Origin of the sequence: Nocardioides marinisabuli, from assembly GCF_013466785.1 — a bacterium.
GTDB classification, from domain to species: Bacteria; Actinomycetota; Actinomycetes; order Propionibacteriales; family Nocardioidaceae; genus Nocardioides; species Nocardioides marinisabuli.
In genome coordinates this window covers 4,089,916-4,113,523 of record NZ_CP059163.1, presented here as the reverse complement: position 1 = coordinate 4,113,523, position 23,608 = coordinate 4,089,916, and the positions used below count along the sequence as shown (strand labels likewise).

Here is a 23,608-nt window from a genome sequence, read left to right as displayed (position 1 = left end):
CGCGGGGGTCAGAGAGGGATGTTGCCGTGCGCCCCGCGACGCACACCGACGCTCTGCACCGCCTCGTCGATGGCGCGCGCGATGGCCGAGCGGGTCGCGGCCGGCTCGACGACCTCGTCGACGACCCCGATCTCGACGGCCCGCTCCACCCCGCCGGCGATCCGCTCGTGCTCGGCGGCCAGCTCGGCCTCCAGCGCGGGACGGATGTCGGGGGAGACCTCGGCCAGTCGTCGGCGGTGCAGGATGCGCACCGCCGCCACCGCGCCCATCACCGCCACCTCGGCCCCGGGCCAGGCGAAGACCTTGGTGGCACCCAGCGAGCGGGCGTTCATGGCGATGTAGGCGCCGCCGTAGGTCTTGCGGGTCACCAGGGTCACGCGCGGGACCACGCACTCGCCGAAGGCGTGCAGGAGCTTCGCGCCGCGGCGCACGACGCCGTCCCACTCCTGGCCGACGCCCGGCAGGTAGCCGGGGACGTCGACCAGCACGACCAGCGGGATGCCGAAGGCGTCGCACATGCGGACGAACCGGCTGGCCTTCTCGGCCGACAGCGAGTCCAGGCAGCCGCCGAGTCGCAGCGGGTTGTTGGCCACGACCCCGACGGTCCGACCGCCGAAGCGACCCAGCGCGGTCACGATGTTGGGTGCCCAGCGTGCGTGGAGCTCCTGGACGGTGCCCTCGTCGAGGACCTGCTCCACCAGCGGGTGCACGTCGTAGGCGCGCTTCTTGGACTCCGGCAGCACCGCCGCCAGGTCGCGGTCCTCGACGTCGGCGACGCGCAGGCTGCCCTGGGCGCCCAGCAGGTTGGCGATCGTGCGGGCACGCTCGAGGGCCTCCTCCTCGGAGTCGGTGAGCACGTGGACCACCCCCGAGCGTCGTCCGTGCGGCTCGGGCCCGCCCAGGCGCAGCATGTCGACGTCCTCGCCGGTCACCGAGCGCACGACGTCGGGGCCGGTGACGAAGATGCGGCCCTCGGGGCCCAGCACCACCACGTCGGTCAGCGCCGGGCCGTACGCCGCACCGCCGGCGGCCGGGCCCAGCACGACCGAGACCTGCGGGATGCGCCCCGAGGCCTGGGTCATCACCTGGAAGATCCTGCCGACGGCGTGCAGGCTCAGCACGCCCTCGGCCAGCCGCGCGCCGCCCGAGTGCCAGAGCCCGATGATCGGGACCCGGTCGGTCATGGCGCGGTGGTAGGCGTCGACCACGACGCGGCAACCCTGGTCACCCATGGCGCCGCCCATCACGGTGGCGTCGGAGCAGAACGCGACCACCGGGGCGCCGCCGACGGTCCCGACGGCCGCCAGCATCCCCGACTCGTCGTCAGGGGTGATCAGCTCGAGGCTGCCCTCGTCGAGGAGCGCCCCCAGCCGGTGCCGGGGGTGGCGCGGGTCCTGCTCGCGAGGGAGCTTGGCGGGCTTGCCGGCCGAGGTCGGTGCGGCGGCGGGGGCGGAGGCGGTGCTCACGTGGTGGTCTCCTGGTCTCAGGCGCTGCCGAAGGCGACGGCGACGTTGGCGCCGCCGAACCCGAACGAGTTGTTGAGGGCGACGATGTCGCCCATCGGGAGGTCGCGGGCCTTGGTGGCGATGTCGAGGTCGACCGCGGGGTCCTGGTCGTCGAGGTTGATGGTCGGCGGCGAGACCCGGTGGTGCAGGGCCAGCACGGTGGCGACGGCCTCGAGGGCGCCGGCACCGCCGAGCAGGTGCCCGGTCATCGACTTGGTCGAGGTCACGACGACGTCGGAGGCGTGTGCCCCCAGCGTCGCGTGGAGCATCAGGCCCTCGGCGATGTCGCCGAGCGGGGTGGAGGTGGCGTGCGCGTTGACGTGCTTGACGTCGGCGGGGTCGACCTCGCCCTCGGACAGCGCGCGGGCGATGGCCCGGGTGCCGCCGCGTCCCTCGGGGTCGGGCTGGGCGATGTCGTGGGAGTCGGCGGTGACGCCGGCGCCCATGACGACCGCGTAGATGCGGGCGCCGCGCGCCAGGGCGTGCTCCTCGGACTCCAGCACCAGCGCGCCGGACCCCTCGCCGAGCACGAAGCCGTCGCGGGCGGTGTCCCAGGGCCGCGAGACCGTCGTGGGGTCGCCGTCGTTCTTGGACAGCGCCATCATGTTGGCGAAGGCGGCGATGTTGAGCGGGTGGATGGCCGCCTCGGTGCCGCCGGCCACCACGACGTCGGCGCGCCCGAGCCGGATCTGGTCGAGGGCCAGCGAGATCGCCTCGTTGCCGGAGGCGCAGGCCGAGACGGGGGTGCTGGCGAAGGCGCGGGCGCCGAAGGCGAGGCTGACGCTCGCGGCCGGCGCGTTGGGCATCAGCATCGGGACGGCCAGCGGGGACACCCGCCGCGGTCCCTTCTCGAGCAGGGCGTCGTAGTTGGCCAGCAGCGTGGTGACGCCGCCGATGCCGGAGGCGAACGCGACGCCGACCCGGTCGCCGTCGAGGTCCGTGCTCTGGTCGAGGCCGGCGTCGGTCCAGGCCTCGGTGGCCGCGACCATCGCCAGCTGGGTGGATCGGTCCCAGCGCCGTGCCTTGACGCGCTCGAGGACCTCGGAGGGGTCGACCGCCGCGGTGCCGGCGATGCGCACCGGCAGGGTCTCGGCCCAGTCCTGGGTCAGCGGCCGGACGCCGGAACGTCCGTTGACGAGAGCGTCCCAGGTGCTGGGCACGTCACCGCCGACCGGGGAGGTGACCCCGAGACCGGTGACGACGACTCGCTTCGACGACATGCGTGGGTGTCCTTACGTGGAGGGTGGGTGCTGGTGCTGGTGCTGGTGCTGGTGCTGGTGCTGGTGCTGCGGGGGAGCAGCGGGGCCGGCGGCCGCCGCGGGGGCGGCCGCCGGCAGCCTGCTCAGGCCTGGGCGCGCTCGATGTAGGCGACGGCGTCGCCCACGGTCTTGAGGTTCTTGACCTCGTCGTCCGGGATCGAGACGCCGAACTTCTCCTCGGCGGCCACGACGACCTCGACCATGGACAGGGAGTCGACGTCGAGGTCGTCCACGAAGGACTTGTCGAGCTGGACGTCGTCGGTGTCGACGCCGGCGACCTCGTTGACGATCTCGGCGAGGTCGGTGCGGATCTCTTCGGTGGTGGCCATGTGCTGGCTGTCTCCTGTTTCTCGTTGGGTGCTGCGGTCGTGGTGCTGGGTGGTGCTGGGTGGTGCTGAGGGTGGGTACGAGGTCGGTCCAGGGTGGGTCAGGGCAGGACGACGACCTGGGCGGCGTACGCGAGCCCGGCGCCGAAGGCGATGAGCAGCGCGGTGTCGCCCGAGCGGGCCTGGCCCTCGGAGACCATCCGGTCGAGGGCGAGCGGGATCGAGGCGGCCGAGGTGTTGCCCTGGTGGATGATGTCGCGGGCGACGGCCACCGACTCGGGCAGCTTCATGGCCCGGGCCATCGCGTCGGTGATGCGGTTGTTAGCCTGGTGGGGCACGAAGCAGTCGAGGTCCTCGACGCCGATGCCGGCGCGGTCGAGGGCCTGCAGCCCGGTCTTGGCCATCTGGAAGGAGGCCCAGCGGAAGACCGCGTTGCCCTGCATCACCAGGTGCGGCATCCGGGGCGACTCGGCGCTGAGCACGTCGCGCCAGTCGTCGCGCGAGCGGATCAGGTCGTACTGCTCGCCGTCGGAGCCCCACACGACCGGCCCGATGCCGGGCTCGTCGCCGGGCCCGACCACGGCCGCCCCGGCGCCGTCGGCGAAGATGAAGGCGGTACCCCGGTCGGTCGGGTCGGTCTGTTCGGAGAGGCGCTCGGCGCCCACGACCAGCACGTGGCGCGCGCTGCCGCCGCGGACCATGTCGGAGGCCAGGGCGATGCCGTGGCAGAAGCCGGCGCAGGCGGCCGAGACGTCGAACGCCGCGGCCTGGTCGGTGCCGAGGTCGTGGGCGACCAGGGTGGCCAGGGCCGGGGTCTGCATGAAGTGGCTGACCGTGGCGACCACGACGCAGTCGATCTGGCGCGGGTCGACACCGGAGCGCTCGAGGGCCTGGCGGGCGGCGGCGACCGACATCATCCGCAGCGACTCGTCGTCGGTGGCCCAGCGGCGCTCCTCGATGCCCGAGCGCTGGCGGATCCACTCGTCGCTGGAGTCGATCTTCTCGACGATCTCGGAGTTGGGGACGACCCGCGAGGGCCGGTAGGCGCCGAGGCCGAGCAGGCGGGCGTGCGGTGCGCCGACCGAGGTGTTCAGCGTGGTGCTCCCGGCGGCCATCAGGCGGCTCCCTCGGGGTGCAGGCGCAGCAGGGGCTGGCCGGGGGAGACGAGGTCTCCGTCCTCGACGAGCCACTCGACGACCTGGCCGCCGTGGGCGGCGGTGATCGAGACCCGGTCGCGGGAGCTGGCGACGTCGCCGACGGCTGCGCCGGCGCTGAGCACCGAGCTGGCGCCGGCGGTCTCGTCGCGGTGGAAGGTGCCCTTGGCGGGGGAGACGACGACCCGCCAGGTCGGGGTGAGGTCGAGACCGGCCGACTCCCCGTGCTTGTCGACGAAGGCACGCGCGTCGTCGAGCTGGTCGGGGGTCTTGAGCGCGAAGGTCTCGACGCCCTTGAGGGCGCGCTTGGCGATGCCGGTCAGGGTGCCGGCGGGGGGCATCTCGAGGATGCCAGTGACGCCGAGGTCCTCCATCGTCTCCAGGCACAGGTCCCAGCGGACCGGGTGGGCGATCTGGCCGACCAGCCGGCGCAGGACCTCGCGGCCGTCGTGGACGACCTGGCCGTCGCGGTTGGAGATGACCCGGGTGCGCGGGTCGTGCGTCGAGACCGAACGGGCCAGGGCGCCGAGGTGCTCCACGGCCGGGGCCATGTGGTGGGTGTGGAAGGCGCCGGCCACCGGGAGCGGCACCAGCCGCGCCTTGGCGGGAGGTGCGTCCTTGAGGGCCGCGAGCTGCTCCATGGTGCCGGCGGCCACGACCTGCCCCGGACCGTTGTCGTTGGCGGGGGTCAGGCCCTGGGCCTCGATGGCGGCGAGCACCTCCTCGCGCTCACCGCCCAGCACGGCCGTCATCCCCGTCGGGGTGGCGGCCGCCGCGCTGGCCATGGCGCGCCCGCGCTCGCGCACCAGCACCATCGCCTGCTCGGCGGTGATCACCCGGGCGCCCGCGGCGGCGCCGATCTCGCCGACGCTGTGGCCGGCCACGGCGCCGATCCGCTCGAAGGCGTCGCTGGGGTGGGGGAACAGCTCGAGCGCGGCGACCAGGCCGGTGGCCACGAGCAGCGGCTGGGCGACCTCGGTGGCGCGGATCGCGTCGGCGTCGGCCTCGGTGCCGTAGTGCACCAGGTCGAGGCCGGCGACGGTCGAGAGCCACTCGAAGCGCCGGGCGAAGGCGGGGTCCTCCAGCCAGGGGGTGAGGAAACCGGGGGTCTGGGCTCCCTGACCGGGAGCGACGATGACGAGCACGAGCACTACTGTGCCGCAGCACCTCCTACGACTCACGAGCGCCACGGACGATTTTGGGGGGCGATTCGTTGTCGGGTTCCTACAAAGGGCGCCGATCAGCGCGCGGTACGGGCGGGGGTATGCGGGCTCAGTCGGTGGCGGAGCGGCCGGACTGGCGGCCCAGCACCAGGGCGATCTGGAGGGTGAAGGCGTCGCGCGGCTGGGTGGGGTCGAGCCCCACGAGGTCGGTGACCTGGCGCAGGCGGTAGCGCACCGTGTTGGCGTGCACGAAGAGGGCCCGGGCGGTGGCCTCGATCGAGGTGCCGGCCTCGAAGTAGGCGGTCAGGGTGTCGGTGAGGGTGCCGCGCGAGCGCAGCAGGGGCACGTAGACCTCGTCGACCAGGTGCCGACGGGCGTGGCCGTCGCCGCCCAGGGCCCGCTCGGGCAGCAGCTCGTCGGTGCGCACCGGTCGCGGCGCACCGGGCGCCAGCCGACCGCGACGCGCTGGGCCGAGACGGCTGCGCGTGCCGACAGGTGCGCCTCGGCCAGGCCGTCGGCCACCGGGCCCACGACGACCGGGCCCTCGCCGAACACCTCGATGACGCGCCGCGCGGCCGCACGGGGGTCGGTCACGCCGCCCAGCAGCAGCACGAGGCGGTCGCCCTGGACCGCGCCCAGGGCGTCCATCCCGGCTGCGTGGGCCACGCGCCGCGCCTCCTCGAAGAGGTCGGTCTCGGTCCGTCGAGCAGGGGCGTCGCCGAGCACGACCACCACCTGCCCGCGTCCGCGCCAGCCCAGTGCGCTGGCGCGCGAGGCGATCGTCTCGTCGGCCTCGGCGCGCAGCACCGCGTCGACGACCAGCGCCTCGAGCCGCGCGTCCCACGCACCGCGCGACTCCGCGGCGCGGGCGTAGACCTCGGCGGTCGCGAAGGCGACCTCACGCGCGTAGCGCAGCACCGCCGCGTGCACCTCGGCGGCGTCGTCGGGGTCGAGGAGCGAGTCGACGTTGGCCTCGATGACGTCGATGGACAGGCGGACCAGGTCGACGGTCTGCTGGAGGCTGATCACCCCCGCGAGGGCGCGCGGGGCGGCGCCGAAGACCGAGGAGGCCAGCGCGCCCTCGCCCGACGGTGCGCTGTCGCCGTCCTCGGCGTACCAGCCGACGAAGTGCCGCACGCCGGCCTGCACGATCAGCCCCACCCAGGAGCGGTGCTCGGCGGCCAGGTCGCGGAACCAGGGCAGGGAGGTCTCCATGCGCCCCGTGGCCGCCGTGCTCAGCGCCCCCGTGGAGCGCAGCAGGGTCTGGGCGGCGCGGGTGCGCGACGCGGGGGCGGGATCGACCACCCCTGCAGGCTAGTCCGCGGCCCGCCGCCGCCCGTCGCGGCCGGGTCAAGTTTCGTGGCGCGAAGGGGTGAAAGCCTTACGTGCAAGGGGAAAGTGCGACATGGTGTCCTGATGTCGCAGCGGCCCGACCCCCGGCCAGCGGTCGTCTGCGGCCCCACGACAGGAGGAACGGTGCCCCCGAGCCGTCATCACGTCCAGCACCTCACCATCCACGGCCACCGTCGCGCCTTCGTCAAGGCCGGCGAGGGCCCGGCCCTGCTGCTGCTGCACGGCCTGGGCTGCGACCACACCACCTGGTCGTCGGTCATCGACGGCCTGGCGCGCCGCTACACCGTCATCGCCCCCGACCTGCTGGGCCACGGGCTCTCGGACAAGCCGCGCGCCGACTACAGCGTGGGCGGCTACGCCAACGGGGTGCGCGACCTGCTGACGGTGCTCGGCATCGACAAGGTCACCGTGGTCGGCCACAGCTTCGGCGGCGGCGTCGCGATGCAGTTCGCCTACCAGTTCCCCGAGCGCACCGAGCGGATGATCCTGGTCGCCTCCGGCGGGCTGGGCCCCGAGGTCACCCCGGGCATCCGCGCGATCACCACCCCCGGCTTCCACCAGGTGATGGGCGTGCTGACGCTCCCGGGTGTGCGCCACGTGGGCGCCGCCGGCCTGCGCGGGCTGGCCGCGCTGCCCACCGCCGTCACCCGCGACCTCGCCGAGGTCGCCGACATCTACGACTCGTTCAAGGACCCCCGGGCCCGGGCCGCCATCCGGCACGTGGTGCGTGCGGTGGTCGACTGGAAGGGCCAGATCGTCACCATGGCCGACCGGGCCTACCTCACCGAGGCGATGCCGATGTGCGTGGTGTGGGGGCGCGACGACCACGTCATCCCCGTGCGGCACGCGAACCGGGCGGCGGCGCTGGCGCCCGGGGCACGCATCGAGGTCATCCCGCACAGCGGCCACTTCCCGCACAAGGACCACCCCGAGCGCTTCGTGCAGATCGTGCACGAGTTCGTGCGCAGCACCCGGGCGGCGACCTACTCGCGGGCCCGGTGGCGCCGGCTGCTGGAGAACGGGCCCGCGGACCCGACCGGGGACGTCGCCCCGGTGGTGCCGCTCACGGCGGTGGCCGGCGACGCCGGCGCCTGAGCGGACCCCGGGACGGACCGGACGCACCAGCGGCCCCGAGGCATCGCCTCGGGGCCGCTGCTGTCACGCCGGGTGGACGACGCTCAGGCGTCGCCGCCCTCCTGCTTGACGCCGCTCACCGCGGTGGGGTCGTCGATGCGGTACTTCTCGAACGCCTTGGCCACGAGGCCGGGGTCGATCTCGCCCGCGTCGGCGAGCGCCTGCAGCGAGCGCACCACGACCGACTCGGCGTCGATGTGGAAGAAGCGACGGGCCGCGGGCCGGGTGTCGGCGAAGCCGAAGCCGTCGGCGCCCAGCACGCAGTAGTCGCCGGGGACCCAGCGCGCGATCTGCATCGGCACCGCGGTCATGTAGTCGCTGACGGCCACGAAGGGCCCGTCGTGCCCGGCGAGCCTGGTGGTCACGAACGGGGTCCGGGGCTCGGCGGTGGGGTTGAGGAGGTTGTGCTCCTCGGCGGCCACCGCGTCGCGGGCCAGCTCGTTCCACGAGGTGACCGACCAGGTGTCGGCCTGCACGCCCCACTCCTCGGCCAGGAGCACCCGCGCCTTCTCGACCCAGGGGAAGCCCACGCCGGAGGTGAGCAGCTGCACGCGCGGCCCGTCGCCCTGGGCCGTCGAGACCTTGTGCACGCCCTTGAGGATGCCCTCGACGTCGACGTCGTCGGGCTCCTTGGGCTGGTGCACCGGCTCGTTGTAGACGGTGAGGTAGAAGATGACGTTCTCGCCGTCGGGGTGCTCCTCGCTGGTGCCGTACATCCGCTCGAGGCCCGAGCGCATGATGTGCCCGATCTCGTAGGCGAACGCCGGGTCGTAGTGCACGACCGCGGGGTTGGTGGCGGCGAGCAGGGGCGAGTGGCCGTCGGCGTGCTGCAGGCCCTCACCGGTCAGCGTGGTGCGCCCGGCCGTGGCGCCGATGAGGAAGCCGCGGGCCAGCTGGTCGGCCATCGCCCAGATCGAGTCGCCGGTGCGCTGGAAGCCGAACATCGAGTAGAAGATGTAGAACGGGATCATGTGCTCGCCGTGCGTGGTGTACGCCGAGCCCGCGGCGGTGGCCGAGGCCATCGCGCCCGCCTCCGAGATCCCCTCGTGCAGCATCTGGCCCTGCTGGGACTCCTTGTAGGAGAGCAGCAGCTTGCGGTCGACCGACTCGTAGAGCTGGCCCTGCGGGTTGTAGACCTTCGCCGAGGGGAACATCGCGTCCATGCCGAAGGTGCGGTACTCGTCAGGCGCGATCGGCACGATGCGCTGGCCGATCTCGGGGTCCTTCATCCAGTCGCGCAGCAGCCGCACGACGGCCATGGTGGTCGCGATGGAGTTCTTGCCCGATCCCTGCTTGAGCTCGGAGTAGACCTTGTCGCCGGGCAGCTTGAGGGCCTTGGCCCGGTTGACCCGGCGCGGCACGGCGCCGCCGAGCGCCTTGCGACGCTCCATCATGTACTCGATCTCGGGGGAGTCGGCGCCGGGGTGGAAGAACGGCGCGGCGCCGGTCTCTTCGTAGGAGCGCTCGAGGTCGCGGTCGGAGATCGGCAGGTAGAGGCGGTCGCGGAACTTCTTGACGTCGTCCTGCGTCAGCTTCTTCATCTGGTGGGTGGCGTTCTTGCCCTCGAGGGCGTCGATCGTCCAGCCCTTGACGGTCTTGGCCAGGATCACCGTCGGCTGCCCGGCGTGCTTCTTGGCGGCGTCGAAGGCCGCGTAGACCTTGCGGTAGTCGTGGCCGCCGCGCGGCAGCTTCTGGATCTGGCGGTCGCTCATGTGCTCGACCATCTTGCGCAGCCGCGGGTCGCCGCCGAAGAAGCTGTCGCGCACGTAGGTGCCGTCCTCGACCGAGTAGGTCTGGAACGCGCCGTCGGGGGTGGTGTTCATCTTGTTGACCAGGACGCCGTCGACGTCGCGGGCCAGCAGGTCGTCCCACTCGCGGCCCCACACGACCTTGATGACGTTCCAGCCGGCGCCGCGGAAGGTCGACTCCAGCTCCTGGATGATCTTGCCGTTGCCGCGCACCGGGCCGTCGAGCTGCTGGAGGTTGCAGTTGATGACCCAGGTCAGGTTGTCGAGCTCCTCGCGGGCCGCGACGCCGATGGCGCCCAGCGACTCGGGCTCGGCCATCTCGCCGTCGCCGAGGAAGGCCCACACGTGCTGCTGGTCGGTGTCCTTGATCCCGCGGTTGTGCAGGTAGCGGTTGAAGCGCGCCTGGTAGATGGAGTTGATGCCGGTCAGGCCCATGGAGACCGTGGGGAACTCCCAGAACTCCGGCATCAGGCGCGGGTGGGGGTAGGAGGGCAGACCGGCACCGGTGCCGTGCTGGACCTCCTGGCGGAAGCGGTAGAGCTGCTGCTCGTCGAGGCGGCCCTCGAGGAAGGCGCGGGCGTAGACGCCGGGGGAGCCGTGGCCCTGGATGTAGATCTGGTCGCCGCCGCCGGGGGCGTCCTTGCCCTGGAAGAAGTGGTTGAAGCCGACCTCGTACAGGCTCGCGGAGGACTGGTAGGTGGCGATGTGGCCGCCGACCTCGAGGCCCTTGCGGTTGGCGCTCGAGACCATCACCGCGGCGTTCCACCGGATGAAGGCGCGGATGCGGCGCTCGACGTCCTCGTCGCCGGGGAACCACGGCTCGCGCTCCGGCGGGATCGTGTTGATGTAGTCGGTGCTGCGCAGGGCCGGGACGCCGACCTGGGTCTCGCGGGCCCGCTCGAGCAGCCGCAGCATCACGTACCGCGCGCGGTCGCGCCCGCGCTCGGCGAGCATCGAGTCGAAGGAGTCGATCCAGTCCTGGGTCTCGTCCGGGTCGATGTCGGGCAGCTGGGTCGGCAGGCCCTCGTGGATCACCGAGGTCTTGGCGGTGCTGCGCGGGACGGGGGTGCTGTCCGCGGGAGTGCCTGTCACAGAGGATGAGTCGTCGGTCACTCGTCCATCGTGGCACGCACGCGGAGGATCCGAAATCTACCCGTCGGTATGTCCTGTATCCGGTCACCGATGTCCTGACAGGCGGTCGTGACCCCCTGGTCGAGCACGCCCGGCGCCCGGGACGGGCCCGGCAGGACGGCCGTCGGAGGGGCTCGAGCCCCGCGCGGGAGGTTGCGCCGTCCGCCCAAACCCGCTGGACTGTCCGCACGACCCTGCGGTGCAGTGCCGCGGGTGCGACGACGTGGAGGTCTCAGTTGAGCTCGACCGCGGGTGGCGGGTCCACCCAGACAGGCACCCCGACAGGTCCGGCCGAGCGCCTCGGGCTCGCCAAGGGGATGGTGGTCCAGGAGCTCGGGTGGGACAACGACACCGACGACACGCTGCGGGTGGCGATCGAGGACGCCATCGACGCCGACATGGTCGACGGTGACTACGGCAACGTGGTCGACGCCGTGGTCCTCTGGTACCGCGACGACGACGGCGACCTGGTCGACTCCCTGGTCGACGCGCTCACCGACCTCGTGGGCGGCGGCGCCATCTGGCTGCTGACCCCCCGCATCGGGCGGCCCGGCTCGGTCGACCCCGCCGACGTGGCCGAGGCGGCGCCCATCGCCGGCCTGGCGCAGACCACCACGGCCACGGTCAGCAAGGACTGGGCCGCCACGCGCCTGGTCACCCCCAAGACCCCGGCCTGACCCAGGCCCGGACACCTCGGTCCCGCCCGGTGCCCCGTCGACGGGTCGCCGGGCGCGGCCCCGGCAGATCGGACGTCACGTGATCTCGAAGCTGCTCACCGGTGCGGGTGCCGCCGGCACCAGCCTGCGCGTGCTGGCCCGCGCAGGGGTGCTGCGGCCCTACTCGCCGGTCGTGCTGGCACGGCTGGCCAGGGTGGTCAAGGACTGGGGCACCGGCCCGGCCGGCGGCTTCGCCTCCCTGGCGGTGCGCGCCCCCGACGACGTCGGCCTCGTCGACGAGCTCGGCGAGCTCACCTGGGCCCAGGTGCACGCCCGGTCCAACGCACTGGCCCGGGCCCTGCGCGAGCGCGGGGTCGGCGAGGGCGACGCGGTGGCGGTGATGTGCCGCAACCACCGCTTCTTCGTCGACGTCACCTGCGCGGTCGCCAAGCTCGGCGCCGACGCCCTCTACCTCAACACCGCCTTCGCCGGCCCCCAGCTGGTCGAGGTGCTGGGGCGCGAGCGGCCCGTCGTGGTCGTGCACGACCAGGAGTTCACCGGCCTGCTCGCCGAGGCCGACGTGGCCGACCGGGTCGTGGCCTGGGTCGACGACGAGCGCGAGCTGGCCGAGGGCACCGCCACCGTGGAGCGGCTCGTCGCCGTCCACGGCACCGGCGACCTCGAGCCGCCCGCGCGCCACGGGCGCACCGTCATCCTCACCTCGGGCACCACCGGCACGCCCAAGGCCGCGCCGCGCAGCGAGGCCGGCATCGACGCCGCCGTCTCGCTGCTCTCGACCATGCCGCTGCGACGCGGCTGGCGCTGCCACGTCGCCGCGCCGCTCTTCCACACCTGGGGCTTCGCCCACATGGCGCTGGCCATGCTGCTGGGCTCGACCCTGGTGCTGCGCCGCCGCTTCGACCCCGAGGAGGCGCTGCGCACGATCGTGGGGGAGCGCTGCGAGAGCGTCGTGGTGATCCCGGTGATGCTCCAGCGCATCCTGGCGCTGCCCGAGGAGGTCCTGGGCGCCCACGACCTGTCCCACGTCGAGGTGGTCGCCTCCTCCGGGTCCGCGCTGCCCGGCGACCTGGCGGTGACCTGGATGGACCGCTTCGGTGACAACCTGTACTCGACCTACGGCTCCACCGAGGTCGCCTACGCCGCCGTCGCCGGACCGCAGGACCTGCGCGAGGCGCCCTCGACGGCCGGCCGACCGCCGTACGCCACGGTGGTCAAGGTGCTCGACGACCGAGGGGTCGAGGTGGCCCCGGGTGAACCCGGACGGATCTTCGTCGGCAACGGCCTGCTCTTCGAGGGCTACACCGGCGGCGGCTCCAAGGAGGTCGTCGACGGGTTGATGTCGACCGGCGACGTGGGGCGCATCGGCCACGACGGGCGGCTCTACGTCGAGGGCCGCGACGACGACATGATCGTCTCGGGCGGCGAGAACGTCTTCCCCCAGGAGGTCGAGAACTGCATCGCCCGCCACGACGACGTCGCCGAGGTCGCGGCCGTCGGCGTCGACGACGACGACTACGGCCAGCGGCTGCGGGCCTTCGTCGTGCGCCGCGACGGGGCCTCCCTCGACGAGGACGCCGTCAAGGGGTGGGTCAAGCAGCACCTCGCGCGCTACAAGGTGCCCCGGGAGGTCGTCTTCCTCGACGAGCTGCCCCGCAACGCCACCGGCAAGGTGCTCAAGCGCGAGCTGCGGGGCGAGGACGCGTGAGCCAGCACGACCTCGAGCGCCGCGGGCTCACGCTGGGCGGACCCGCCCCCGACTTCACCCTGCGCGACCAATTCGGCCAGGACGTCACGCTGTCGTCCTACCGGGGCGTCAAGGCGGTCGCGATCCTCTTCTACCCCTACGCCTTCTCGGGCGTGTGCACCAGCGAGATGGCCGGCGTGCGCGACCGGCTGGCCGAGTTCATGACCTTCGACACCGAGGTCCTGGCGATCTCCTGCGACCCGATGTTCGCGCTGCGCGCCTTCGCCGACGCCGACGGGCTGAACTTCCCGCTGCTCTCCGACTTCTGGCCGCACGGCGAGGTCTCGCGCGCCTACGACGTCCTGGACGAGGCCGTGGGGGCCCCGCGCCGCTCGTCGTACGTCGTGGACAAGCAGGGGCTGGTGCGCTGGGCGGTGCACAACGCCAACCCCGAGGGGCGCGACCTCGACGAGCACCTGCGCCAGCTCACCGCGCTGGCCTGAGCCGGCCCGCTCCGGCCTGGTCTGGACCGGGCCGGGCAAAATCCGCACGGAATGGCCGAGAGCCCTCACGCTCGCCGGGAGCAGCACGTACCGTTGTCGGTGTCGAACCGCTGGTGACCCGAGACGCCAGCGGTTCGACTCATTTCCGACCCGCGTGCGCGAGCGTCTAGTCTGTGGCCCGCCCGCCGGTCCGCTGCGCGCGGGCCCGGGGCGTATAGCTCAGCGGTAGAGCACCTCGCTTACAACGAGGTGGTCGGGGGTTCGATCCCCTCTGCGCCCACTCCGGTCGAAAGTTCTCCGCCTCCGGTCCCATCCGCTCGGGTGAGGGCACCGAAGCACCTGTGACCCGCCTCACCAGGGGCGGGACCCGCAGACCCGTGGAGGGCACCCGGATGAGTGAGACCAGCAGGAGAAACGTGATCGCGGTGGCAGGAGCCGGCGCCGCGGTCGGAGCAGCAGCACTCATGGGCGGAGGCGCCGCCTCGGCCGCCGCCCGCCCCCGCACGATCAGCGCGCAGGAGCCGCTCGTCGCCTACGTCGAGGACCACCGCTCCGACCGGGTGACCCTCATGATCGGCGAGGACGAGGTGGTCGTGCGCGACCGCGACCTCGTCACCCGCCTGCTGGCCGCCATGGGAGGCAAGTGAGATGTCCTCCCACCGCGAAGCCCCCGAGATCTCCAAGGACCCCGTCGCCGACAGCACGGACGTCTACGCCTTCCGCAGCCCGGCCAACCCGGGCAACGTCGTGCTGATCGCCAACTTCATCCCGCTGCAGAAGCCCGACTCCGGACCGAACTTCTTCGAGTTCGGCGACGACGTGCTCTACGAGATCCACGTCTCGAACAAGGGCACCGCCCAGGCCGACATCAGCTACCAGTTCAAGTTCAAGACGAAGGTGCGCAACAACCGCACGTTCCTCTACAACACCGGCCCGATCTCCGACATCGACGACGAGACCTGGAACCGGCCGCAGAGCTACTCGGTCAAGCGGGTCAAGGGCAACGACACCACGACCCTGGGCAGCAACCTGCCCTGCCCGCCCGTCAACGTCGGCAAGCGCTCGACCCCCGACTACGCCAAGCTCGCCGGCCAGGCGGTGCACCAGCTGCCCCGCGGGCGCAAGGTCTTCGCCGGCCAGCGCGCCGACGCGTTCTGGGTCGACCTGGGCAGCATCTTCGACCTCGGCGCGCTGCGTCCCTTCAACGAGGCGCACCTGATCCCGATGGGTGCCATGGACGGCATCAACTCGGTGCAGTCCTTCAACGTGCACACGATCGCCATCGAGGTGCCGATCGACGAGCTCACCCGCGACGGCTCGACGCCCTCGGACCCGATGTCGGCCACGTCGACCATCGGCGTGTGGGCCACCGCCAGCCGCCGCACGTCGCGGGTCTTCAACAAGAAGACCGGCACCTACCGCGACTTCGGCAAGTGGCGCCAGGTCTCGCGCCTGGGCAACCCGCTGTTCAACGAGGTCGTGGTGCCGATGGCCGAGAAGGACCTCTGGAACAGCCGCGAGCCCTCGGGCGACAGCAAGTACCAGAAGTTCGTCTACAAGCCCGAGCTCGCCGGCCTGCTGCCGGTGCTCTACCCGGGCGTGTTCCCGAACCTCGCGGCCTACGACAAGCAGCGCGCCGACCTGCACGCGATCCTGCTCACCGGCATCCCCGAGGGGGTCGTGCCCGGCTTCCAGAACTACACCGGCCCGGTGCCCTCGGACATGCTGCGCCTCAACGTCGCCATCCCGCCCAGCGACGACCCCAACCCGCTGGGGCTCGTGGGCGGCGACCCGGCCGGCTTCCCCAACGGCCGCCGCCTGGAGGACAACGTCACCACGATCGAGATCCGCGCCGTCGCCGGCCTGACGATCCCGCTCGTCGACCCCTCCTTCACCCCCGACGACGCCGCCGCCGCGGTCGAGGACGGCTCGGAGTACACCAACTCGCCGCTGCTGGGCGAGTTCCCCTACCTCGGTCTGCCTGGTGGCGGGTACCAGACCGAGCCCGGCACGACGCAGGCGTCGTGACCGGGGTCGCGACCGTCCCGGGGAGCGGCCCGGGGGGGACCCAGGGGACCAGCCTGCCGGACCACCTGCAGGCCAACCTCGACGAGAACCCCTGGGCCGGCCAGGGATCGGTGCTGCTCGACATCGGGGGCGACGTGGGGGCCCTCGTCGTCGACATGCCCGCAGCGCTGGTCGGCCACGAGGTCGAGATCGACCCCGCGGACGGTCGCGACCGCCACCACCAGCACGAGGGGCACGACCACGGGCACGACCACGACCACGACCACGGGGACGGGCACCACGCGCACCGTCGCCACGTCGCGGTGGTGCCCCGGCAGACCCCCGTCGGCGACCTGCCGTCGGTGGTCTTCCCCGACCTCGACGAGGGCGCCTACCGGCTCTTCCACCCCGGCACCGACGACGTCGCACTCGACGTCGTGGTGCGCGGCGGCGAGGTCACCTGGGCCACCTGGCCGGCCTGAGCCCCTCCCGCGCAGCGCCGTACCTGGGTACGGTGCTGCGCGGGAGCCCGCGTCGTGGCGGGCGAGGGAGGACGCATGGAGCAGGCACCGTCCGGGTCGGTCGCCGAGAGGCTGGCGGGCAGCCACGTCCTGCTCACCGGGGTCACCGGCTTCGTCGGCGAGGCCCTGCTGCACCTGCTCCTCGAGGAGGTGCCCGGCGTGCGGGTCAGCGTGCTGGTGCGGCCCAAGGGGTCGACCAGCGGCACCGCACGGGTCGCCCGGATGCTGGAGAAGCCGGTCTTCGCCGCAGCGGTCGAGGCGGCCGGCGACGTCGACGCGCTGCTCGCGGCGCGGGTCCGCGTGGTGGAGGGCGACCTCGTCGACGTGCCCGACCTGCCCGGGGACCTCGATGCCGTCGTGCACTGCGCCGGCGACGTCAGCTTCGACCCACCGGTCGACGAGGCGTTCGCCACCAACGTCGTGGGCACCCGCGACCTGCTGGAGCGCGTGGCGGCCGCCGGACGCGAGGGCGGGCGCGAGGTGCACTACCTGCACGTCTCGACGGCGTACGTCGCCGGGCGGCGCCGCGGCCACGTGCCGGAGGCGCCGGTCGAGCACGACGTCGACCTGGAGGCCGAGCTGGCGTGGGGCCTGGCCCAGCGCCGCGAGACCGAGCACCGCAGCCGCAGCGCCGACGTGCTGGAGGAGGCGCGCAAGCGGGCCGAGAAGGCCCACTCCCGGGCCGGGCTGCTGACTGCCGCCACCGCCAGCGAGCAGGCCCGGCGCGAGTGGGTGGGCGCCGAGCTGGTGCGGGTCGGGACCGAGCGGGCGCGCAGCCTGGGCTGGACCGATTGCTACACCTTCACCAAGGCGCTGGGCGAGCGGGTGGTCGAGGCGCACGCCCGCGCCGGTCACCGGGTCACGGTGCTGCGCCCCAGCATCATCGAGTCGGCGCTGGAGCGTCCGCACCCGGGGTGGATCGAGGGCTTCAAGATGGCCGAGCCGCTGATCCTGGCCTACGGGCGCGGGGAGCTGCCGGAGTTCCCGGCCGCTGCCGACACGATCGTCGACATCGTGCCGGTCGACCACGTGGTCTCCGCGATCGTGGCGGCGCTCGCGCACCCGCCGGAGCCGGGCGAGGCGGCGTACCTGCACGTCTGCTCCGGCGACCGCAACCCGCTGACCTTCAGCGAGCTCTACGCCCACGTGCGCGCCTACTTCGACGAGCACCCCTTCGAGGTCGGCGACCGGGGTGCGGCCCGACTGCCCGACTGGCGCTTCCCCGGGGCGGCCTCGGTCGACCGGCTGCTGACCACCAGCGAGCGGGCCTTCAAGGTCGCCGACTACGTCGTGGGCCACGCCCCGCGCAGCGACCGCACCCGCTCGGTGGCCCGCGAGCTCGACCGGCGCGGGCGCCGCCTCGACTTCCTGCGCCGCTACCTGACGCTCTACCAGGAGTACGCCCAGGCGGAGCTGCGCTTCTCCGACGACCGGACCTCGGCCCTGCGCGGCCGGCTCTCGCCCGAGGACCAGCGCACCTTCGCCTTCGACACCGCCGCCGTCGACTGGCACACCTACCTGCGCGAGGTGCACTGCCCGGCCGTGACCGCGCCGGTGCGGCGCCTCGACGAGCTGCGCGCCCGCCGCCAGGGGACGGCCCGGGGGCGCAGCGCCGGCGGGGCCCGGCTGCCCGAGGTCGGGGGCCGCGAGGCGGCCGACCCCGCGCGGGTGGCGGCCTTCTTCGACATGGACGGCACCCTGCTCTCCTCCAACGTCATCGAGACCTTCCTGTGGCTGCGTCTGCAGGAGCTCGACGGCGCCGGTCGCTTCGCCGAGCTGGTGCGGGTGGCGTCGCGGGTGCCCGCGCTGGTGCGGGCCGAGCGCCGCGAGCGCAGCGCGTTCCTGCGCGCGGTCTACCGCGACTACGAGGGGGCCCGGCTCGCCGACCTCGAGGCGGTGGCCGACGAGCTGCTCGGCGACCACGTGCTCTCGCGCCTGGCCCCGGCCGCCGTACGACGGGTGCGCGAGCACCGGCGCGCCGGGCACCGCACGGTGCTGATCACCGGAGCGGTCCGGCCGCTGACCCGTCCGCTGGCGCCGCTCTTCGACCACGTGGAGGCCGCCGAGCTGGCCACCGACGCCGACGGCGTGTGCACCGGGCACCTGGCCGGGTCGCCGCTGGTGGGGGAGTCCCGCGCCGCGTTCATGCGCGACTGGGCGGCCCGCCACGACGTCGACCTCGCCCGCTCCTACGCCTACGCCGACTCCCACTCCGACCTGCCGCTGCTGGCCGCCGCCGGCCACCCGGTGGCGGTGCGCCCCGACGTGCCGCTCTACCGCCACGCGCGCCGGCACCACTGGACCATCGTCGACTGGGCCAGCCCGGCCACCCCGGCCGGAGCCTCAACCCCGCGGGGTCGCGCCGATGATGCTGGCCCTGGAGATGTTCCGCTCGGTGCCGCGCACGGTCGCGGGCCGGGCGGTGGGCTCGCGCGCGCCCGGCGCCTCTCCGGCTTCGCGGCGCCGCTGCGGCTGGTGACGACCGAGCCGCCGGTCGTGCGGCGCCCGGGCTGGGCCCGGCTGCGCACCCGGCTCAGCGGCATCTGCGGCTCCGACCTCTCGATGCTCTCGGGGCGCACCAGCCTCTACTTCTCCGCGGTCGTGTCGCTGCCGTTCGTGCCGGGCCACGAGGTGGTCGCCGACCTGCTCGACGACTGCGACGACCTGCCGGCCGGCACCCGGGTCGTGCTGGACCCGGTGCTGGCGTGCGCCGCCCGCGGCCTCGAGCCCTGCGAGGGCTGCGCCGCGGGAGCCACGAACAGGTGCTCGCGGATCACCGTCGGCGACCTCTCCGCCGGCCTGCAGACCGGGTTCTGCCACGACACCGGCGGCGGCTGGGGACAGCAGCTCGCGGCGCACCGCAGCCAGCTGCACGCCGTGCCCGAGGCGTGGTCGGACACCCGCGCGCTGCTCGTCGAGCCGCTGGCCTGCGCGGTGCACACGGCGCTGCGCGCCGGCGTCGTCGAGGGCGACCGGGTCCTGGTCAGCGGGGCCGGGGCCGTCGGCCTGCTCGCCACCCTCGCCCTGCGCGAGCTGACCCCGGCCGCCGAGATCGTGGTGGTCGCCAAGCACGCCCCACCAGCGCGAGCTGGCCCTGGCCCTGGGGGCCACCGACGTGGTGGCGCCGCGCGAGGTGCTGCGCCGCGTCCGCCGCGCACCGGCGCGTTCGCGCTGCGGCCCACGCTGTCCTCGGCGTACCTGCTCGGCGGGGTCGACGTCGCCGTCGACGCGGTCGGCTCCAAGCAGTCGCTGGAGACGTCGCTGCAGGCGACCCGGGCCGGAGGACGCGTCGTGCTCTCGGGCATGCCCCAGCCCGCCGACCTGTCGGCCGCCTGGTTCCGCGAGCTCGAGGTCGTCGGCACCTACGCCTCGGCGCACCGCGAGCCCGGGGGGCGCAGCGCCTTCGAGACGGCGCTCGCCCTCGGCGGCCACGACGCCCTCGGCCCGGTCGCCGACACGGTGGCGACCTACCCGCTGCACCGCTGGCGCGAGGCGCTGGACCACGCCCACTCGACCGGTCGCCTCGGCACGGTCAAGGTGGCACTCGACCCCAGGAGAACCGCATGAGGAGGTCCCCGTGACCCGACCAGGCTTCGTGCTCGAGGTCGACGACCGCACCCCGCCGCTGGTGGTCCACGAGGGGCTGGGCTTCCGCCTCGAGGACTTCCCGCTCGGGACCCGGGTGATCTACCCACCCGATTCGCTGCCCGGCGTCGCCGACGTCGAGGGCGCCGTGCGCGAGGCGCTCCTGCACCCCGTCGACAGCGACCCGCTGCCCGAGCGGCTCTTCGCCGGGATGCGGCTGACCATCGCCTTCGACGACCTGTCGCTGCCGCTGCCCACGATGCGCCGCCCCGACATCCGCCAGCGCGTCATCGAGCAGGTGCTGACCATGGCCGCCGAGGCCGGTGTCGACGACGTCGAGATCATCGCCGCCAACGCGCTGCACCGGCGGATGACCCCGGCCGAGCTCGAGCACATCGTCGGCGAGCGGGTCTTCCGCTCCTTCCACCCCCAGGGCCGGCTCTACAACTTCGACGCCGAGGACCGCGACGCGCTGAGCCACCTCGGCACCACCGAGCTCGGCGAGGACGTCGAGATCAGCAGGCGGGCCGCCGAGTCCGACCTGCTCGTCTACGTCAACGTCAACCTCGTCGCCATGGACGGCGGCCACAAGTCGGTGGGCATCGGGCTGGCGTCGTACAAGAGCCTGCGCCACCACCACAACGCCCACACGATGGTGCACTCGCGCTCGTTCATGGACCACGAGCGCTCCGCGATGCACCAGTCGGCGTGGCGCATCGGGCGCGTCATCAAGGACACGGTGCCGGTCTTCCAGGTCGAGACCACGCTCAACAACGACGTCTTCCCCCGTCCCTACGAGTTCCTGATGAAGCGCGAGTGGGAGTGGTCGGTGCGCGACCAGGCCTCGATGCTCGCGGTGCGGCGCGGGCTGGCGCTGGCCCCGCAACGGATGCGCCACCGGCTCTTCCACGACCTGAGGGCGCCGTACGGGCTGACCGGCATCGCGGCCGGCGAGGTCGAGGCCGTGCACGAGCAGACCCTGGCGCGGGTGCACCGCCAGCAGCTGGTCGAGGTCCAGGGCGTCTCCGACGTGCTGGTGATGGGGGTGCCCTACCTGGGGCCCTACAACGTCAACAGCTCGATGAACCCGGTCCTGGCCACCTGCATGGGGCTGGGCTACTACTTCAACTCCTACCGCGGGCACCCGGTCGTGCGGCGCGGGGGAGCGGTGATCCTCTACCACCCGCTCGACGAGGGCTTCCACCAGCTGCACCACCCGTCGTACGTCGACTTCTACGAGGAGGTGCTCGCCGAGACCACCGACCCGGCCGAGATCGGTGAGAAGTACGAGCAGCAGTTCGCCGAGGACCCGTGGTACCGCCACCTCTACCGCACCTCGCACGCCTACCACGGGGTGCACCCCTTCTACATGTGGTACTGGGCGGCGCACGCGATGGACCACGTGGGTGACGTGATCTGGGTCGGCGGCGACCGGCGCGCGGCAGCCAGGCTGGGCTTCCGGGCCGCCTCGACGCTGGCCGACGCCCTCGAGATGGCCTCGGGCACGGTCGGCACCAGCCCGTCGATCACCTACCTCCACAACCCGCCGCACCTGCTCGCCGACGTGCGGGTCTGAGGGGGCGGTCGTGGGCTTCTGGAGCGAGGGCGTCGACGACGTGCGGCGCACCGCGCGCGGCTGGCGCTGGGGTCGGCGCTCGCAGGTGCCGCGCTCGGCCGAGGTGTACGTCGAGCCGGCGCGCTCGCAGGTCGCCGACTCGGCCTGGGCACGGCGACGACCCGCGATCGCCGCGCGCGAGGTCGCCCAGAAGCTCGCCCTCGAGCCGGTCTTCCGCTCCCAGGTGCGCACCCGGGTCGAGGGCCTGGACGTGCTGGAGCGCACCCGGGGACCGGTGATCTTCGTGGCCAACCACGCCTCGCACCTCGACACCCCGCTGCTGCTGCTCTCGCTGCCCGACGAGTGGCGCCGGCGCACCGCGGTGGCGGCGGCCGCCGACTACTTCTTCGACACCTGGTGGCGCGCGGTGGGCTCCTCGCTGGTCTTCAACACCTTCCCCATCGACCGTCGCGGCGGGTCGATCTCGGCGACGCCCGGCGAGGTGCTCGCCGACGGGTGGAGCCTGGTGGTCTTCCCCGAGGGCACGCGCTCGGGCGACGGGTGGATGCACACCTTCCGGATGGGAGCGGCCTACCTGTCCCACACCCACGACGTGCCGATCGTGCCGGTGGCCCACCGCGGGACCTTCGCGGCGATGCCGCGGGGCGTCGGGTGGCCCGGGCGCGACGCCGGCGGGCGCCGCCAGCTCACGGTGCGCTTCGGAGAGCCGCTGCGCGCCGCCGAGGGGGAGTCGGTGCGCGAGTTCGCCCCCCGGGTGCGCGACGCCGTCGCGGCGCTGCTCGACGAGGACCGCAGCACCTGGTGGGAGGCGCAGCGCCGCCGGGCTGCCGGCACCACCCCCGACCCCGGCGGGCCGGACGCCGCCACCTGGCGCCGGGTCTGGGCCCAGACCGAGTCCCCCTCGGTCGAGCCCGTCACCGGACCGCGACGTCGCGTGTGGCGCCGCTGAGGTCCGGCCCTGGATCGTGAGAGCGATCTCATCGCGGCCTCATGGTGGGCTCACCCGGGCGCAGTTGAGTTCCTTCGTCAGCGAACGGGCCCCTGGGGCCATCGACGAGAGGAACCACCATGAAGAAGATCGCCACCCTGGCAGTCGTCGGGGTCGCTGGTGTCGCCGGGGCCGTGGGCGCCGGTGTGCTCGCCCTCCCCGCCGCCTCGACCTCGGTCGACGCCGAGCCGTGGAAGCGCGACGACGACGGCACGGCCGTCGTCACCACGGTCGACGACGATGACGACGAGGACACCCGCGACCACACGAACACCCGCACCGGGACCAGCACCGGCACCGGCACCAGCACCGGCACCGGCACCGGGACGAGCAACGATGCCACCAGCAGCCAGGACAGCCTGGAGGACAGCACCGACGCGACGAGCTCGCGCTCCACGGGTGTGCACCGGTGAGCCAGGACGCACCCACCTGGGACCTCCACCCCGGCGACCAGATCACCCCCGAGCTGACCGCGGTGCGCCTGCTCGGTGGCGGGTCGACGTACGAGGCCTACCTGGCGTTCGACGAGGTGACCTACGCACCGGTCGTGGTCAAGGTGGTGCGGCCCGGCCGGGTCGACGACGCCTCGGCGCTGCGAGGCCTGCGCCGTGAGGCGCAGGCCCTCGCGGCGGTCAACCACCCGGTCGTCGTGCGCGGACTGCGGCACGAGGAGGAGGGGCCACGCCCGCACCTCGTGCTCGAGCACCTCGACGGCCCCAGGCTCTCCACGCTGCTGCGCCGCCACGGTCGTCTCACCGAGCAGCAGTACCTGCCACTGGCCATCGAGGTCGCCTCGGCGCTGCACTACCTGCGCCACGTCGGGTGGACGCACCTGGACATCAAGCCCAGCAACATCATCATGGGCGCCCCGGCGCGGCTCATCGACCTGTCGGTGGCCCGGCCGGTGGACCAGGCGCGCGCCCTCACCGCGGTGATCGGGACCGACGACCACCTGTCGCCGGAGCAGGCCGACCCCTCGCGGGGCGAGGGTCCCGGGCACGCCAGCGACGTCTGGGGGCTGTGCGTCACCCTGTTCGAGGCGGTGGCCGGCCACCTGCCCTTCGACCGCCCCGACCGGCTCGGCGCGACCCCGGAGGAACGGCACCCGCAGCTGGTGCAGGCGCCCCGGCCGCTGCCGCCGCGGGTGCCCACCGAGGTGGAGAAGGTCGTGCTGGCCGGGCTGGAGAAGCGACCGGAGGACCGCCCGCTCCCGCACGAGGTGGCCCAGGCGTGCGAGCCGGTCCTGGCCCGGCTGCCGGCCCCGCGGCTCACCGGTTGGCGGGCCTGAGCCTGC

21 protein-coding genes and 1 tRNA gene are annotated in these 23,608 nt (G+C 73.4%); 14 read left to right on the top strand and 8 right to left on the bottom strand.

Annotated elements, in window-relative coordinates; translation table 11 throughout:
- Positions 1-8 precede the first annotated feature (8 nt).
- On the bottom strand, positions 9-1,466 hold the full coding sequence (locus H0S66_RS19730; RefSeq protein ID WP_179616872.1) for an acyl-CoA carboxylase subunit beta: 1,458 nt from the start codon (positions 1,464-1,466) through the stop codon (positions 9-11).
- 17 nt (positions 1,467-1,483) lie between these two features.
- The gene (gene fabF, locus H0S66_RS19725) at positions 1,484-2,725 is read right to left on the bottom strand and encodes a beta-ketoacyl-ACP synthase II (protein WP_179616871.1); all 1,242 of its coding nucleotides are present in this window, start codon (positions 2,723-2,725) and stop codon (positions 1,484-1,486) included.
- Positions 2,726-2,731: 6 nt separating this feature from the next.
- Here fabF and H0S66_RS19720 point away from each other — a divergent pair, with 6 nt between their 5' ends.
- Positions 2,732-2,872: a hypothetical protein gene (locus H0S66_RS19720; RefSeq protein ID WP_179616870.1), complete on the top strand. Its 141-nt coding sequence runs from the start codon at positions 2,732-2,734 to the stop codon at positions 2,870-2,872.
- On the opposite strand, the gene H0S66_RS19715 is transcribed toward H0S66_RS19720, so the two are convergent.
- From H0S66_RS19715 to H0S66_RS19700, 5 genes are all read right to left on the bottom strand, one after another.
- Positions 2,848-3,093, bottom strand: coding sequence for an acyl carrier protein (locus tag H0S66_RS19715; RefSeq protein WP_179616869.1), 246 nt, complete (start codon positions 3,091-3,093; stop codon positions 2,848-2,850). The genes H0S66_RS19720 and H0S66_RS19715 overlap by 25 nt on opposite strands.
- A gap of 98 nt (positions 3,094-3,191) precedes the next feature.
- Positions 3,192-4,205 carry a beta-ketoacyl-ACP synthase III gene (locus H0S66_RS19710; RefSeq protein ID WP_179616868.1) on the bottom strand — a complete coding sequence of 338 codons (1,014 nt, stop codon included), beginning with the start codon at positions 4,203-4,205 and terminating at the stop codon, positions 3,192-3,194.
- Positions 4,205-5,389: an acyltransferase domain-containing protein gene (locus H0S66_RS19705; protein WP_179616867.1), complete on the bottom strand. Its 1,185-nt coding sequence runs from the start codon at positions 5,387-5,389 to the stop codon at positions 4,205-4,207. The genes H0S66_RS19710 and H0S66_RS19705 overlap by 1 nt, the downstream gene beginning before the upstream one ends.
- Positions 5,390-5,516: 127 nt before the next feature.
- On the bottom strand, positions 5,517-5,753 hold the full coding sequence (locus H0S66_RS20730; RefSeq protein ID WP_258017015.1) for a PucR family transcriptional regulator: 237 nt from the start codon (positions 5,751-5,753) through the stop codon (positions 5,517-5,519).
- A complete protein-coding gene (locus tag H0S66_RS19700; RefSeq protein ID WP_258017014.1) occupies positions 5,711-6,712 on the bottom strand; it encodes a PucR family transcriptional regulator in 1,002 nt (333 codons plus the stop codon). Before H0S66_RS19700 ends, H0S66_RS20730 begins: the two co-directional genes overlap by 43 nt.
- Positions 6,713-6,883: 171 nt before the next feature.
- On the opposite strand from H0S66_RS19700, the gene H0S66_RS19695 reads away from it, so the two are divergent.
- On the top strand, positions 6,884-7,855 hold the full coding sequence (locus tag H0S66_RS19695; protein ID WP_219633598.1) for an alpha/beta fold hydrolase: 972 nt from the start codon (positions 6,884-6,886) through the stop codon (positions 7,853-7,855).
- Between the two features lie 83 nt (positions 7,856-7,938).
- Here the strand turns inward: H0S66_RS19695 and aceE are convergent, their stop codons facing one another.
- Entirely contained in the window at positions 7,939-10,677 is a 2,739-nt protein-coding gene (gene aceE, locus H0S66_RS19690; RefSeq protein ID WP_258017236.1) for a pyruvate dehydrogenase (acetyl-transferring), homodimeric type, read from the bottom strand.
- Between the two features lie 332 nt (positions 10,678-11,009).
- On the opposite strand from aceE, the gene H0S66_RS19685 reads away from it, so the two are divergent.
- From H0S66_RS19685 to H0S66_RS19625, 12 genes are all read left to right on the top strand, one after another.
- Positions 11,010-11,450, top strand: a complete 441-nt coding sequence (locus H0S66_RS19685; RefSeq protein ID WP_179616865.1) for a DUF3052 domain-containing protein — start codon at positions 11,010-11,012, stop codon at positions 11,448-11,450.
- A 79-nt stretch (positions 11,451-11,529) separates the two neighbouring features.
- On the top strand, positions 11,530-13,155 hold the full coding sequence (locus tag H0S66_RS19680) for an AMP-binding protein (protein ID WP_179616864.1): 1,626 nt from the start codon (positions 11,530-11,532) through the stop codon (positions 13,153-13,155).
- Positions 13,152-13,637: a peroxiredoxin gene (locus H0S66_RS19675; RefSeq protein WP_179616863.1), complete on the top strand. Its 486-nt coding sequence runs from the start codon at positions 13,152-13,154 to the stop codon at positions 13,635-13,637. The genes H0S66_RS19680 and H0S66_RS19675 overlap by 4 nt, the downstream gene beginning before the upstream one ends.
- A gap of 208 nt (positions 13,638-13,845) precedes the next feature.
- Positions 13,846-13,917, top strand: a tRNA-Val gene (locus H0S66_RS19670).
- A 184-nt stretch (positions 13,918-14,101) separates the two neighbouring features.
- The gene (locus tag H0S66_RS19665) at positions 14,102-14,284 is read left to right on the top strand and encodes a hypothetical protein (protein ID WP_180923696.1); all 183 of its coding nucleotides are present in this window, start codon (positions 14,102-14,104) and stop codon (positions 14,282-14,284) included.
- A 1-nt stretch (position 14,285) separates the two neighbouring features.
- Positions 14,286-15,665 (top strand): DUF4331 domain-containing protein, encoded by a 1,380-nt coding sequence (locus H0S66_RS19660; protein WP_179616861.1) that lies wholly within the window; start codon positions 14,286-14,288, stop codon positions 15,663-15,665.
- A complete protein-coding gene (locus H0S66_RS19655; RefSeq protein WP_258017013.1) occupies positions 15,662-16,126 on the top strand; it encodes a hypothetical protein in 465 nt (154 codons plus the stop codon). The genes H0S66_RS19660 and H0S66_RS19655 overlap by 4 nt, the downstream gene beginning before the upstream one ends.
- A 75-nt stretch (positions 16,127-16,201) precedes the next feature.
- A complete protein-coding gene (locus tag H0S66_RS19650; protein ID WP_258017012.1) occupies positions 16,202-19,732 on the top strand; it encodes an HAD-IB family hydrolase in 3,531 nt (1,176 codons plus the stop codon).
- A gap of 10 nt (positions 19,733-19,742) precedes the next feature.
- Positions 19,743-21,326 carry an NPN-dependent hydroxyacid isomerase, LarAH14/15/16 family gene (gene larAH / locus H0S66_RS19640; protein ID WP_219633596.1) on the top strand — a complete coding sequence of 528 codons (1,584 nt, stop codon included), beginning with the start codon at positions 19,743-19,745 and terminating at the stop codon, positions 21,324-21,326.
- 10 nt (positions 21,327-21,336) lie between these two features.
- The gene (locus H0S66_RS19635) at positions 21,337-22,275 is read left to right on the top strand and encodes a lysophospholipid acyltransferase family protein (RefSeq protein ID WP_179616858.1); all 939 of its coding nucleotides are present in this window, start codon (positions 21,337-21,339) and stop codon (positions 22,273-22,275) included.
- Positions 22,276-22,394: 119 nt separating this feature from the next.
- A complete protein-coding gene (locus H0S66_RS19630) occupies positions 22,395-22,727 on the top strand; it encodes a hypothetical protein (RefSeq protein WP_179616857.1) in 333 nt (110 codons plus the stop codon).
- Positions 22,724-23,602 carry a serine/threonine-protein kinase gene (locus H0S66_RS19625; protein WP_179616856.1) on the top strand — a complete coding sequence of 293 codons (879 nt, stop codon included), beginning with the start codon at positions 22,724-22,726 and terminating at the stop codon, positions 23,600-23,602. Before H0S66_RS19630 ends, H0S66_RS19625 begins: the two co-directional genes overlap by 4 nt.
- The last annotated feature ends 6 nt before the right edge of the window (positions 23,603-23,608 follow it).

What these genes read in the sequence shown, in the direction of transcription:
- fabF (WP_179616871.1), bottom strand. Translation starts at nt 2,725, where the DNA reads ATGTCGTCGAAGCGAGTCGTCGTCACCGGTCTCGGGGTCACCTCCCCG.
- H0S66_RS19715 (WP_179616869.1), bottom strand. Translation starts at nt 3,093, where the DNA reads ATGGCCACCACCGAAGAGATCCGCACCGACCTCGCCGAGATCGTCAAC.
- H0S66_RS19710 (WP_179616868.1), bottom strand. Translation starts at nt 4,205, where the DNA reads ATGGCCGCCGGGAGCACCACGCTGAACACCTCGGTCGGCGCACCGCAC.
- H0S66_RS19665 (WP_180923696.1), top strand. Translation starts at nt 14,102, where the DNA reads ATGGGCGGAGGCGCCGCCTCGGCCGCCGCCCGCCCCCGCACGATCAGC.
- H0S66_RS19660 (WP_179616861.1), top strand. Translation starts at nt 14,286, where the DNA reads ATGTCCTCCCACCGCGAAGCCCCCGAGATCTCCAAGGACCCCGTCGCC.
- H0S66_RS19650 (WP_258017012.1), top strand. Translation starts at nt 16,202, where the DNA reads ATGGAGCAGGCACCGTCCGGGTCGGTCGCCGAGAGGCTGGCGGGCAGC.
- H0S66_RS19630 (WP_179616857.1), top strand. Translation starts at nt 22,395, where the DNA reads ATGAAGAAGATCGCCACCCTGGCAGTCGTCGGGGTCGCTGGTGTCGCC.